We start from the raw sequence: 14084 nt of genomic DNA on the forward strand, positions 1-14084 counted from the left end.
TTTCATTTAAATTTGTAGTTATTCCAATCTCAATACCAATTGCGCAAACTGCACCTCTATGGTTTCATCGATTCCCTCTATTAAGGAATCCAAACCAGTATTTGGAACCAAAACCTGCCCTCTGGCACTTATCAAACAAGAAGTGGTTGTTCCTTGGTCAAAATGGTTAAGAGTCGTTTTAAAGACTGATTTATAGGTTTTGTCTTTGTACGTAACCGTTACCAACCAATTAAAATTAATTGGGTCGTGCCGTTTTGATAAAAAATCCTGTGATGGAATAGTGCCAGTAAACCGAAGTATTAAAGGGTCTTCCCGCTGTTCTAAAAGGGCATTGATTTTAGGACTATCTGTTGATAAAGTTTTAAGGTCGAGTACACCTTTAACACCTTTGGAATCATAATCAAGATATAAGGCGAGTTTATGGCTTTCTGCCTTGACGGGTTTATCATCAACCAAAGCCATCATCATAATATGACCTTCTTCAGTTGTATAAATTTTTTGGGCGTTTACCTTATAATAACTAACCAACAAGATTATTAAAATACAATGTTTAAAATTCATAATATCCATTTTTAATTGTATAATTAAAAAAAAGCAGCTTCTACTTGTGCTTTTAATGCTATTAATCATTTTGCTTTAAGAAGCATCATAAAAGCTGCCTGCTATTAATTAAGTTTTCACTTAATTTATTTTAAATAAAAAATTTCACTCTTTCACACAACTATTTACCCCCTACTTATTATCTATATCCTTTTCTCTTTTACCGAAATAATACATCAGCGCAACAGTGGCACCTAATAATCCGAAAAGAATATTCTCAAAAATTTGATTCCCATTGATATTCAAAATTTCAATGAAATTATTTATTAAATATTGCCACCAATTAATTTCATAATTCTGTCTGATAAACGTGAAAATTGTTATCCCAAAAGGTTGAAGGATAAAAACACCTATGGCAAACCCAATTAAAATGGTAATAAGAATGCTTTTTTTATTCATCGTCTGTCTTTTACGGAAGTATGCTTACTGGCTGGCTCTCAATCCAATTTTTGGCATCGTCCTTTTGGTCTATATTGAAATACTTAATTTCGGCGTTCGTAAAAGGCTTCATAAATTGGGTTATCCATTCCTGCCATTTTTTATCTCCTACCATTGCTATTTTTTCATAGTCCGTGGCGTGGGCTGTGTCCATTTTTAGGTCTTCCCATAAACCAGGTAAATCCCAACCCGTAAAGTTGACCATCTCAAAATACCACCGGACTTTCATTCCTTTGTCCAGTATGGCGTGGATAAGTGGATGGATTTTTTCTATATCTTCTTTTCTCAATTTGCCCGAAGCTTTTGTTGCAACAATTTTTTTTTCTTTTAACTCTATTATCTGTAACATTTTATATAATTTTTAATTAATTATTATCCTTCTAAATCGTAAAACCATTCTTCTGCCCTTATGATGCCTTGGGTTAAAGCTTCTTTGGCTGAAATATCTTTTTTTTCAATTAGTTCTTTAGCTATGGACAGAGCTTTTTCTCGGACTATAGGATTTAAGGTATCTAGGTCGGTTTTAAAATCTTCAAACATCCAGTCCATAGCTTCATTTTAATGGTTAAAAAGTTCCTTTTCTTTTTCAGGGTCTATTTCATCTTTTGACTTTTTGTCCAAAAAATAATCAAGCACAATTCCCACGATAACAGCACCTACGAACGCTGCATAAACCTGCCAATTAAATTGGATTATCAATGATAGACTTATAAGTATCGCCAAAATGGGTAAAATCGGCACTCGTCCTATAGCCAAAGGAACTTTAAATGGTCGTTCTTGCTCTGGTGCTTTAAACCGAAGCACGATAAGTGCGACATTTACGGCAACAAAAACAAGTAAAGCGCCTAAAGAAGACATACCCGCTACAATCTTAATATCGCCCAACAATAAAAATCCCGCAACTGCTGCCATAACTACAATGGTAGTAACCCACGGTACTTTCTGTGCATTGGTTTTGGTCATAAACTTTGGAAGTTCTCCCACACTGGCCATTCCAAAAAGCAACCTACTTATGGATATGATACCACTAAAAGCAGCATTAGCCGTAGCAAAAAGTGCAGCGATAGCCAATACCACAGGCAACCAATTGTTGAGATTGGAAGCTGCAAGAGAAAGTGGCGAATCCACGTTTGCCAAGGCGGAAGGGTCTGCAATATTCAAAACCGTAAAAGCAATAAATAAATAAATTATGGTAGTTATTACCATTGTCAATAAAAAGGCACGAGGAATTGTTTTCCCTGGGTTTTTAACTTCCGAACCCAAAGCTGCCATATGTTCAAAACCAGTATAGATAAAGAACAGTGTGGCTGTGGCCGCCAAAGTTCCAGAAATCGATTCAACTTTAAAAAATTCTGCTTTGGGTGGACCAGTTTCCAAAAGTCCGAATACTATCAATAATAACAATCCCAAAAGTTGAATGCTGACCATAATAATATTTGCTGTCGACGATTTTGTGATGCCTGTAATACTAATTAATGACAACACCAATAAAATGCCATAACTTATTAGAAGAGAGGGCATATTAAAAAACGTATTGAAATACCCCGAAAAGGCAAGTAACACGGCTGCAATGGTGGCCGAACTATGAAACGCAATCGTCCAACCCGTGAGAAAAGACGGAATATCAATTTTTGGAAATGCCTTGCGTACAAAAATAAATTCCGCACCTGCATTGGGATAGGTAGAGGAGAGCTCTGCATAGGACATTGCAGAGACACTAGCCGCAATTGCTGCAAAAATAAAACTCAACCAAAGGTCTGTGCCCGCTTGTCCAGCTGCTGCGCCGATTACTGTATAGATTCCTGCGCCAACAATTGTCCCAACGCCATAAAAAGTGAGTCGAAGTGTTCCCAATGATTTTTTTAATTCTGCCATATTTTTTAGTTAAAGAGGGTGGAAGAAACCTGAACTGGACCATTGGGCGCAAGGGTTCAAGGTTCAAGTACTCCCAGCTGTTATTTTTTCCTGCATTTTTCACATATTCCTTTCAAAACCAAGTTCACATCGTTCACTTCATAATCTTCTGGCAGGCTTTCTTCCGATATTTTATTTGGTAAACAGATTGTTTTTCTGCATTCGGTACAATGAAAGTGCATATGTAAATCTGTACCGTATTTATTTCTGGCATTTTTATCAGAAATCGCATATTTTGACACTCCGACACCATCATTTATCTGATGAATCAACCCTTTATTCTCAAAAATCTTTAGGTTGCGATAAAAGGTCGTTCTGTTTGCTGTTTTATTGGTTTCGCTCTTTTGAACAAAGGCCTTTTTCAAATCGGAAAAGGACACAGCACTTTGTTTCCTTTTCAGGAACTTGTATATCTTCTTCCTCATTTGAGTAGGTCGAATACCATGATATGATAATATTTTTTCCGTTTTGGTCATTTTAACCTTGATTCAAAAGCAACCCTTTTTATTAAATTTATTTTTTATAGGCCAAAAGTCTTAACGCATTAAAAACCACCAGTAACGTTGAGCCTTCGTGGATGACCACTGCAATACCGATATTGGCCCAACCCATAATGGTCGATGGGATAAGCAATGCCACAATACCGAGGCTGACCCAAAGGTTTTGCTTGATAATGGTCTTTGCCTTCCTGCTCAAACCTATGGCAAAGGGCAGGGTTTCCAGTTTATCGGCCATTAGGGCAATGTCAGCTGTTTCCAATGCCACATCACTGCCCGCAGCACCCATTGCGATTCCTACGGTGCTGTTTGCCATTGCAGGGGCATCGTTCACACCGTCGCCTACCATTGCGACTTTGGATTCCTGTTCTTTTAATTTTTTAATGGCATCAACTTTTTCCTCCGGCAACAGGCTTCCCCAGGCATCGGTCAACCCAATTTCTTTAGCAACGGCATCGGCAACCTTTTGATTATCCCCGGTTAGCATTATCATCCGTTTGATGCCGATTTCCTTTAATTTTTTAAGTGTTTCCTTGGCCGCTTCCCGTGGGGTATCCATCAGGGCGATGATACCTATATATTCTTTGTTCCTTCTTATAAGCATTGTGGTATTTCCACCACCTTCAAGTTCTTTTACTTTATTAGATATATCTTCGGATGGTTTTGCTTCATCGAGGTCTTCGTACAAGTCAAGGTTTCCAATATAGATTTTATCCTTGCCCAAAGAAGCTTTGATACCTTTTCCGAGAACCGCTTCCAAATCGGTTGCATTGGGTACTGAAGTGCCTTCCAGACGCTCTTTCCCATCCCTTACAACGGCTTTGGCCAAAGGGTGGTCGCTCAAGTTTTCAACAGCAACAGCTATCTTTAACAGTTCATTTTCTTCAATATCCCCTAATGGTACTACTTCGGTAAGTTTGGGCTTGCCTTCGGTAAGCGTACCTGTTTTGTCAAATGCAAGGGCGGTCAATTCGCCCAAGTCTTCCAGAGGTCGCCCACCTTTAATAAGTACCCCGCCACGAGCCGCTCTTGCGACACCGCTCAATACGGCACTTGGTGTTGAAATGGCCAGTGCACAGGGACTTGCTGCGACCAATACCGCCATCGCCCTATAAAAGCTGGCACTAAATGGCTCGTCGATGACCAAAAAAGCCAACAGTAGAAGACCTACCAATACAAGTACAGAAGGCACAAAATATTTTTCGAATTTATCGGTTAGCAATTGCGTTGGCGACTTTTGGGTCTGTGCCTCGTTAACGAGTTTGACCAGTCGGAACAGCGTAGAGTCTTTGGCTTCTTTGATTACCTTAATTTCCAAAGTATTATTACCATTGATAGTTCCGGCAAAAACGCGGTTTTCGTCCTTGATATCATCGTCTGCTGAATAGTCCCTGCTAGTATCTTCCACGGGAATTTTGTCCACAGGTACACTTTCCCCGGTAATAGGTGCCTGGTTTACACTGCTTTTTCCATTGACCACGACGCCATCTGCGGATATTTTACTGTTGGGCTTGACCACAATGATGTCGCCTATACTTAATTTTTCAATCCCGACTTCTTCTGTCTTGCCATCTTTTTTCAGCAAGGCTGTTTTTGGTGCCAAATCTGCCAGTGCTGCGATAGATTTTCGGGCTTTCTCCATAGCATAATGTTCAAGAGCGTGTCCCAAACTAAACAGGAACAATAACAATGCACCTTCTGCCCATTCTCCCAGAATGGCTGCACCAATGGCTGCAACAAGCATTAAGAAGTCAATTTCAAAACCGCCTTTGGCGACAGTCTGTACTGCTTCCTTGGCCGTAAAGAAACCACCGAAAAAGTAAGCACCAATGTATAAAGTAAGACTGACCCAATCTGGGATGGATTCTACATAGGAAAGGCCGAAACCTATCCCGAGAAGTGCCCCACAGATAATGGAAAAAATAAGCTCCGTATTTTTACCGAAAATACCACCGTGGGCGTGCTCTTCTCCTTCCTCGTGGGTCTCGCCCTCTGTGTGCTCGTGGCCCTCTGTGGAAGTTTGTTCTTTAGTATCTTCCTTCTTTGAACGCTCCTGTTTTTTGGATGCTTTGGTGTAATCATTTTCGTTTGAAGAACTCCGCTGAATCTGAAGGTCTTCTTTTTCAATTTGTTTACTTATTTCATCAAAATTTGTTTGCTTTTTATCAAATTCAAGTCGTACCATTCCAGAGCCTGAAACGGAAGCTTCCAAAACTCCATTGATTGCCAAAAGGCTTTTCTCTATGGAACGAGCCTGCCTTGTGTGTCTGATTCCTTTAACTTCAATGAGCAAATGCCCGTACTTTTCGGTAATCTCCGCACCAGTACTTTCGGCGAGGGATTGAATGTGGTCAATGGAAATGATATCTGGGTCATAATGAAAACAGAGCTGTGGCACATCATCTCCGTTTGCATCGGTAATGTGCACTTTTTCGATGCCCTCTTTAGCTTGTAGTTTTTGAATAAGCCTTTCAACACAAGAATCTTTTTCGTTAGGAACTTGCGGAAGGATGACCGGTATTTTTAGTTGTAGTTTTTCCATTTTTTATTTTATCCACTCTTTGGCATCGTCTTTTTCTTCGGTCTTATAAAATTTTATATGAGCTTCTGAAAAAGGAAGCAATACCTCGGTAAATTGCTCCTGCCATTTAACGCTACCCACCAAAGCAACACGCTTTAAATGCGTTCCATTCGGAAGGTCTAATTCAATTCCCTTACAATATGTCTCTGCCGTCCAACCTTCAAAATTTTTCATTTCAATATACCAAGAAACTTCCTGATATGCAGTTATATGTTCTGTTAAGACCGGTATCAAGTTTTCATAATCCTTGGCATCCAGCTTATTCTCTGCCACCATATATACAATAGCTTCTTTTTTATAGATTGATATCATTGCTCACTATTTATAAATAATAATTGAATTTAAAAACCAAACGTTTAATCCAAATTGCCACTGCATTTTTCGCAAATACCCTTTACCACCAAGTTGATATCCTCGGTAATATAACCATCAGGTAAGTTGATGTGAGGGATTTTATGCTCTGTTAAACAGACCGTTTCATTACAATTGTTGCAATGAAAATGTAAGTGAAGGTCGTTTCCCACCTCACATTCACAATTGTCTTCGCACAGGGCATATTTAATGATGCCGGTGCCATCCTCAATTTGATGCACGATTCCTTTTTCTTCAAATGTCTTCATAGTACGGAAAAGCGTACTCCTTTCCGAGCTTTCGAAATCCTTTCCAAGGTCGCCTAAGCTAACGGCCACATTCAGTTGTGCCAGCCGTCTATAGGTCATCAAGCGCATTGCCGTAGGGCGGATGCCTTTGCTTTCCAACTTTTTTACTATTTTTTCCATTTGCTATAAAAGTATTTAGGGGTCGTAACGCTTTATGGATTCCCCGGTTTTTATCTGGAAGGCATCTTCAATATCGGAAAGATAAATTATTCCGTCACCGGGTTCAGTTGTTTTTGCATTCTCAAGGATAATATCTATTGCTGATTGTGCTTCTTCGTTTTGACATACCAGTTCTAACTTTACAACCGGACTGTCTGTTACACGGAAATCTAAAGAAGGTGATGCGCCTTTTGCTTTAAAAGCCCCCGTTCCTTCTCCCTGGGAAAGGGTCATACTTTTAAATCCGCTTTCACTAAGAGCTTCAATTACATTTTGAACTCGTTTCGGTTTTATAAATGCTTTTATTTCTTTCATTGCTGTAATATTAATTTTAGTATTAAGGATGAACCCTCTGGAATTTTAATTAAGATAAACATTTAACAGAGAGTCCATCCATCTAATTTTTTTAATTTAATGACCATGGGAAGTCTGGCTTTTCTGCATTTCAGAAACCAGATAATAGGCATTATTATAGGCAACCAACGTACCTTCAGGCAGAGGCTCCAGCAGTTTAATTTCAACCCAACCATCTTCATTTATTCCCGTTCTAACCTGCACTGGTTTCAATTCCCATTCGGTTTCACCATCTTCCTGGTGTTTTTGGGCCGTAAAGATGTAGGGATTTCCTTCTTCTTCAATTATTGCTTCTTCCGGTAAGGCAGGAACAGCTTCTTCACCGGTCCTGATTTTTCCGTTTATATACATCCCCGGAATTAGAAAATCTTCTTTATTATCGATTTCTGCATGCACATGTACCGCTTTGGGGTTTTGTTCAAATTGTTTCCCCACTGAATAAATTTCCCCGGTTAAATTACTGCCTGGAACCGATTCCAGTGTAAACGCAATCTTTTGGCCTTCTTTCACCTTATAAATATCTTTTTCAAAAACCATTAGATCGGCATGAACATGTTCATTATCAACTACCATAAACATACTGGTCTGAGGGTCTACATATTGTCCTACCTGTACCAGTACTTTTTCAATATAACCTCCAATTGGGCTTACTACCGGAATATATTCATATAATTCACCGTCTCTAACCTGGGAAGCATTTAGGTTTAACTGGCGCAATTGCGATTCGTACCCCCGCACTTCACCTTGTACAGACTGGTAATCTGATTGGGTTTGTTGAAAAGATTTTCCAGATCCTACCTCTGCTTCATATAAACGTTTCTGTCTTTCAAATTCCTTTTCCAAAAATTGCATCCTACTATATGCATTAATATAATCAGACTGCATTCTGGTTAAATTTGGGTGAGAAAGATAAGCCAACACCTGACCTTTATTTACCTTATCCCCCTCAATAACCTTTATAGAAGTTATATTACCGCCTAAAATTGCCGTAACGGTAGCTTCATATTGTGGCGGCACTTCTAACTGGCCATTGGCTTCCACAATACCCGACAAAGCTTTTTTAGGCAAGGTATCTACTTTAATCCCCAGACTATTGAATTTCATTTCTGAAAGATGTACCGAACGCATCCCACCTTCTTCTTCACCGTGTTCTTCATCTCCTTCCTCACCGTGATTTTCACCTTCTTCGGTATTAGTAGTTGCAGTTTCGCTGGAAGCATCTTCCCCTGCCGCAGGATTTTCTTTACATCCAAAGAATATGCTGAGCGTTAAGGCAAGCATTAGAATATTTATTGATCTTGTATTCATATCGATTTTCTTATTTTAATTTTTAATTTTTAATTTGAATTCTTAAGGTAATATTCCAGTTGGTAGCGGCTGTCGAGATAATCGTTAAAAGCACTCCAGGCATTTACCTCGATTCTAATGGCATCTCTTATATTTTGGAGAAATGTCACATAATCGATAGCGCCTTCCTTAAAGGCCAGCACTGATCCACCTTGTTGCTCTTTGGCCAGCGGAAGTGCTTCATCCCTATAATAATTCCATGAGTTTCTCCATTTGATGTAGTCTTCACGCATATTTTTATAGGCGGTTTCCAGTTCGATTTTATCCTGATAAAAGTTTTGCTCTGCAATCTGTCTATTTACTTGTGCTTCCTGTGTACGGCCTAATTCCGGCCCAAAAAACAGCGGAATTTGAATTCCTATTTGATATTGGAAGAAACCCGATTGCCCGGCTATTTCCTGCCTACCGTACTGACCCTGAAATTTGGGCAAAAATTCAGATTTTCGTTCTCTGGTAACCGCTTTGGCAACATCTATCCTTTGTTCCGAAACCTGCAGCAACGGATGATTTTCAAGCGACTCTACCAGAAAGTTTAAAGGTTCGTCTAAAGTTTCAACAGGCAAATCTGGTACATCATAGATCGTATCACTAACAAACCATAAATTTAGACGCTGTAATGATTTCAGGTAATCTCTATAAGCTTGTTCTAACTGTATTTTCACCTCATTCCCCTGATTTGAAGTAGCAAGATACTCCAGTTTAGAGGTAGCTTCTGTTTCATACCTGATTCGTGCTGCTCTTTCAATGTCTTCAAAAATTGAATCCATTTTCTTATATACCCGATACCTCTTTTTACTTGTATAAACTGAAGCCCAGGCCCTGCTTACTTCACGTTCCACTTCTAAGGTATTTAGTTCTAAAGCATTTTCAGCAAGGGCCACCCTTTCTTTCTGTAATTTCAAACGGGGAGCTATTCCAAAAACATCTATGCCTTGTTGTTGAACACCAATTTGGGTATAGATCCCATCAGAGCCATTTCCTACCTCTTCTTTTCCTGTAAAGATTTGGGTATTCCCAAAATCATAGGCGGTTTTACGCAATACTTCCTCACTTTCAATTTCAAGTTGGGCAGCTTTTAATTGTGGAAAGTTTTGGATTGCCATTTCTTTAGCCTCTTCCAAACTAATAGTTTGTAAAGAATCCTGTATTGGATTTTCCGATGACATTTCATCAGATTGTGCATTTACGGAAAAGGTTCCGCCTAACATCAAGCCAATTATCAAAATTGTGGCTAAAGATCGTGAATTGGAAGAACCAAGCTTGTTCTGTTCCTTTTTCTCTCGTCTCTTCTCTACAAATGTATAAAGGACAGGAAGAACAACCAGCGTAAGTAAGGTAGCTGTAAGCATGCCACCAATAACAACCGTAGCAAGGGGTCGTTGTACTTCAGCTCCTGCTGACGATGAAAAAGCCATCGGCAGAAATCCAAAAATATCTGTTGTTGCTGTTAACATAATGGGACGTATTCGTTCTTTGGTTCCTGTAAAAATTCTATCTTTTATACTGGTTACCCCTTCTTCTTTTAAGGAATTAAACCTGTTAATAAGCACCAGCCCGTTTAAAACGGCAACCCCAAACAATACAATGAAGCCTACACCAGCTGAAATACTAAACGGCATATCTCTTAACCAAAGAGCAAATATTCCTCCAATAGCCGCCAGTGGAATGGCTATATAGATCATAATTGATTGGGAAAAAGATTGGAGTGCAAAGTACAGAAGCACGAATATCAGAAATAGAGCGATGGGCACTACTATTTGTAAACGCCCTTTTGCTCTTTGAAGGTTTTCAAACTCCCCACCATAAGTAATGTAATATCCTGGAGGTAAATCTAACTCTTCATCCAATTTTTGCTGGATGTCATTTACCACAGATTCCACATCCCTCCCGCGGGCATTAACTCCCACATAGGTTCTTCTAAAGGTGTTATCCCTGGAAATTTGCATAGGACCCGGTACATAACTAATATCAGCTACTTCCTTAATCGGAACCTGGGTTCCATCCGGCAGATCTATATAGAGGGTACGTAAATCATCAATGCTTTGGCGGTGCGCCTCATCAAAACGTATTACCATATCAAACCGCTTTTCCCCTTCAAAGATCACTCCGGCCGTTCCTCCGGCAAAAGCTGCACTTATATAATCGTTAATCTTTTCAATGTCCAATCCATATTGCGCAATTTTTTTACGATTAAACCGCACCGTCATTTGTGGAAGACCAGATGTTCGTTCAGGGTTCACATCTCCTACGCCCGGTATAGTCTGTATTATTTCAGCCATTTTATCAGCTTTTTCAGCAAGAAGGTCTAAATCTTCGCCATATAATTTTACCGCAACATCTTCCCTGACCCCGGTAAGCAGTTCATTAAAACGAAGCTCTACAGGCTGGCTAAAAACCAGGTTGACTCCCGTAAGTTCTTCATTAAGTTTCTCTTTGATCTTTTCTATCAATTCCTCTTTAGAACTTGCCGAAGTCCAATTATCCATATCCTTCTCTAATACAATAAACATATCGGCAATATCCATAGGCATTGGATCAGTAGGGATATCGGCAACCCCAATCCTCGCTACGGCGGTTTCTACTTCCGGGAAATTCTCAAGAAGGATATCTTCTATTTTTGTGGAAACATCGATTGTTTCACTCAACCCACTTCCAGGCCTGATTAACGCCTGCATGGCGATATCCCCTTCATCAAGTTGAGGGACAAATTCCCCTCCCATTCTGGAAAAGATAAAACCGGCTACTATAAGTGAGACAACCGCAGACCCCAATACTATGAACTTCAATCTTAAAGCTCCTTTTAATAAAGGCATGTATCCTTTTTGAATCCCTCCAATAATTTTATCACTAACTTTTTCCAGCCAGCGTTCAAACTTTCCAAACCAGTTCTTTTTATTCTGAATTGGTTTCATAAATAAAGCAGACATCATAGGGACATAGGTAAGGCATAAGAAAATAGCACCTATCATGGCAAAACCAAAAGTAAATGCCATTGGCCGAAACATTTTCCCTTCTACCCCCGTTAGAAAAAGAATGGGCGCAAATACGATAAGAATGATAATTTGTCCAAAAAAGGCGGAACCCATCATCGTACTTCCGGCATCATAGGCTACTTCATCCATTTTAGCCTTATTAAATTTTATTTTGCCGGAACGCATCCGTTTTTGTATTTCATATACCGTACCCTCAATGATGATCACAGCACCGTCTATAATAATTCCAAAGTCAATAGCTCCCAAACTCATTAGATTGGCCCAGACATTAAATTGCTTCATTAATATAAAAGCAAAAAGAAGTGATAAAGGAATGGTAGTCGCTGTTATAAGTCCACCTCTTAAGCTACCTAATAGTATCACCAGGGCAAAAATCACGATTAAAGCACCTTCCAGAAGATTCTGGGTCACGGTACTCGTAGTTCTTTCAATTAAAACACTTCTGTCAAGGAAGGGTTCTATTGATAAACCTTCAGGCAAAGATTGTTCTACCGTCTCCATACGATCCTGAACATTTGCAATTACTTTATTAGGATTTGCACCTTTCAACATGAGCACCATACCGCCAACAGCTTCACGGCCGTCCTGGGTAAAAGCACCATAGCGTACCTGGCTACCAAACTGGACCTCTTCAGCTGCATCTCCAATTGTTACAGGTACTCCATTTTCATTCTTGATAACAATAGATTTTATATCATCTAGTGACCTGATTAAACCCTCACCACGGATAAAATTGGCCATATTATTTTTTTCTATATATGCACCGCCTGTATTAACATTATTTTTTTGCAGGGCATCGAAGACTTGGGAAATAGAAACGTTTAACGCATTCAGTTTTTCGGGATTAATGGCAATTTCATATTGTTTTATAGAGCCCCCAAATGAATTTACCTCTACTACACCTTCGACGAGGGTCATTTGACGCTTTACGATCCAATCCTGGATGGTACGCAATTCCGTAGGGGAATAAACAGTGTCATACTCTTTTTGGGGCTTTATCGTATATTGATAAATCTCACCCAAACCTGTAGTAATGGGCCCCATAGCGGGACTTCCAAATTTTTCAGGTATTTGGTCCCTGACTTCGTTTAGTTTTTCCTGAACCAGTTGACGGGGTTTGTAAATGCCCATATCGTCCTCAAAAACAATTGTAACCACGGAAAGGCCAAACCGGGAAACAGATCGTATTTCCGTAACCCCGGGCAGGTTCCCCATTGAGAGTTCTACAGGATAGGTTACAAATTGTTCAATATCTTCTGTTGCAAGATTAGGTGATTGGGTGATCACCTGAACCTGGTTGTTAGTAATATCTGGCACCGATCCCAGGTTGACGGTCATCATGGACCAAATACCCGTCCCTATCAGCGCTAAGGTAAGTAGTCCAATAATAAATTTATTATTAATGGAAAATGAAATGATTTTGTTAATCATAGAAAATGTATTAATTCAGTTTAAAACTTACGTTACGAATAAGTGCAACGCATTTATATAGCAATGCCTATCTTGAGAAGCATCACGTTAGGATATAGCTATCCTTAAAAAAACTGAATTATACTTTAGGGGGTTGGAAAAGCGATTCCAGATATCTGGAAGTGAAGTTTACTTTATGTAAGTTAAACTGTTTTTTATCTTCAAACTTTAGTCGATTGGTTAAAGCCGAATTGTTGTTCGCAATCATTAACACTAAAGGGTGACAACATTGATGATGAGAATGAACTGGTGTATTCTCCTTATCTGGGTTATTATGATGCCCTTCATTTTTTGCATCATTGTCAATGTAATCTTCGACTACGTATTCAAGGAAAGAGTCTCCATAAACTTTATGGTCTTGATAATGGGTAATAATGCTTGAAATTTCTTTAATTGGCCCACAAAAGTCCATATCAATGCTGATTCCCTGAAAAAAGAATAAAATAGACATTGATATGGAAAAGAATATTTTCATAAAGTTTGACAAAGATACAAATTAATCGATGCACAGGTTGTGCAAAAACTATGGTTGTTCTTTATTTACTAATTTTAGTTAACCTTAAATATAGATTTTGCCTCTCTATAAATCCGTTCAAAATTGAGCTTTAATTCATCGGTTGTAAAATGTTGATGAGGATTTGGTATTTCTCTTTTAATCGTTTGTAGTTTAAATTGAACTCTTTTATCTTTGCCATCAGCAAAAGTTATAAACTCGCCTTGTTTCAAACGAAAGAAAACATCTGCCCTGCGTTTGGAAACTTCTTTTTCCTGTTTTCGTCGCTGGGACACCCAAATCAAAAATCGAATAGATTTGCAATTTTTTTCTGCTCTTCACTTTTGATGTGAGTTAGATAAGTTATCTCTTTTGTTATTGGATGTTTTATTTTTACCGCATAAATTGTTTTTGCTATGTTGATAGCCTTCTCAGGACTTAATGAAGATTTCTTTTCATTGAGTTGCCTTTCTAGTTCCTTGTGTATTTTATATGCTGCAAAAGCTATGCAAATGTGAGCTTCAATCCTACGCTGAACTCTATGATAGATTGGTCTTATTTTCAAGTCTGTCTTAGCTA

Annotated in this window: 14 protein-coding genes and 1 pseudogene; all 15 read right to left on the reverse strand. The window is 39.0% G+C overall.

Annotation, left to right across the window (positions count from 1 at the left end):
- Positions 1–18: 18 nt before the first annotated feature.
- Positions 19–561, reverse strand: coding sequence for a hypothetical protein (locus ACSSV5_RS01070; RefSeq protein ID WP_454244427.1), 543 nt, complete (start codon positions 559–561; stop codon positions 19–21).
- A 171-nt stretch (positions 562–732) separates the two neighbouring features.
- On the reverse strand, positions 733–999 hold the full coding sequence (locus ACSSV5_RS01075) for a hypothetical protein (protein ID WP_211065204.1): 267 nt from the start codon (positions 997–999) through the stop codon (positions 733–735).
- Between the two features lie 10 nt (positions 1000–1009).
- Positions 1010–1387, reverse strand: coding sequence for a SpoIIAA family protein (locus tag ACSSV5_RS01080; RefSeq protein ID WP_211065205.1), 378 nt, complete (start codon positions 1385–1387; stop codon positions 1010–1012).
- A gap of 23 nt (positions 1388–1410) precedes the next feature.
- Positions 1411–1587 carry a hypothetical protein gene (locus ACSSV5_RS01085; RefSeq protein WP_211065206.1) on the reverse strand — a complete coding sequence of 59 codons (177 nt, stop codon included), beginning with the start codon at positions 1585–1587 and terminating at the stop codon, positions 1411–1413.
- A 9-nt stretch (positions 1588–1596) separates the two neighbouring features.
- Positions 1597–2913, reverse strand: coding sequence for an APC family permease (locus ACSSV5_RS01090; RefSeq protein ID WP_454244428.1), 1317 nt, complete (start codon positions 2911–2913; stop codon positions 1597–1599).
- 80 nt (positions 2914–2993) lie between these two features.
- Positions 2994–3428: a Fur family transcriptional regulator gene (locus ACSSV5_RS01095; RefSeq protein ID WP_211065207.1), complete on the reverse strand. Its 435-nt coding sequence runs from the start codon at positions 3426–3428 to the stop codon at positions 2994–2996.
- 37 nt (positions 3429–3465) lie between these two features.
- Positions 3466–5991, reverse strand: coding sequence for a heavy metal translocating P-type ATPase (locus tag ACSSV5_RS01100; RefSeq protein ID WP_454244429.1), 2526 nt, complete (start codon positions 5989–5991; stop codon positions 3466–3468).
- A gap of 3 nt (positions 5992–5994) precedes the next feature.
- Entirely contained in the window at positions 5995–6342 is a 348-nt protein-coding gene (locus tag ACSSV5_RS01105) for an STAS/SEC14 domain-containing protein (RefSeq protein ID WP_454244430.1), read from the reverse strand.
- Between the two features lie 44 nt (positions 6343–6386).
- Positions 6387–6809, reverse strand: coding sequence for a Fur family transcriptional regulator (locus tag ACSSV5_RS01110; protein WP_454244431.1), 423 nt, complete (start codon positions 6807–6809; stop codon positions 6387–6389).
- A gap of 15 nt (positions 6810–6824) precedes the next feature.
- Positions 6825–7163 carry a P-II family nitrogen regulator gene (locus ACSSV5_RS01115; protein WP_009778856.1) on the reverse strand — a complete coding sequence of 113 codons (339 nt, stop codon included), beginning with the start codon at positions 7161–7163 and terminating at the stop codon, positions 6825–6827.
- A 96-nt stretch (positions 7164–7259) separates the two neighbouring features.
- Positions 7260–8510, reverse strand: coding sequence for an efflux RND transporter periplasmic adaptor subunit (locus ACSSV5_RS01120; protein WP_190324899.1), 1251 nt, complete (start codon positions 8508–8510; stop codon positions 7260–7262).
- Positions 8511–8539: 29 nt separating this feature from the next.
- Positions 8540–12973 carry a CusA/CzcA family heavy metal efflux RND transporter gene (locus ACSSV5_RS01125; protein WP_454244432.1) on the reverse strand — a complete coding sequence of 1478 codons (4434 nt, stop codon included), beginning with the start codon at positions 12971–12973 and terminating at the stop codon, positions 8540–8542.
- Between the two features lie 118 nt (positions 12974–13091).
- The gene (locus ACSSV5_RS01130) at positions 13092–13487 is read right to left on the reverse strand and encodes a hypothetical protein (RefSeq protein WP_454244433.1); all 396 of its coding nucleotides are present in this window, start codon (positions 13485–13487) and stop codon (positions 13092–13094) included.
- 74 nt (positions 13488–13561) lie between these two features.
- A complete protein-coding gene (locus tag ACSSV5_RS01135) occupies positions 13562–13810 on the reverse strand; it encodes a hypothetical protein (RefSeq protein ID WP_454244434.1) in 249 nt (82 codons plus the stop codon).
- A pseudogene (locus tag ACSSV5_RS01140) lies at positions 13807–14084 on the reverse strand (IS1634 family transposase); the annotation flags it as partial. The pseudogene ACSSV5_RS01140 and the gene ACSSV5_RS01135, both read right to left, overlap by 4 nt.

The sequence above is a fragment of the Psychroflexus sp. MBR-150 genome, assembly GCF_053628795.1.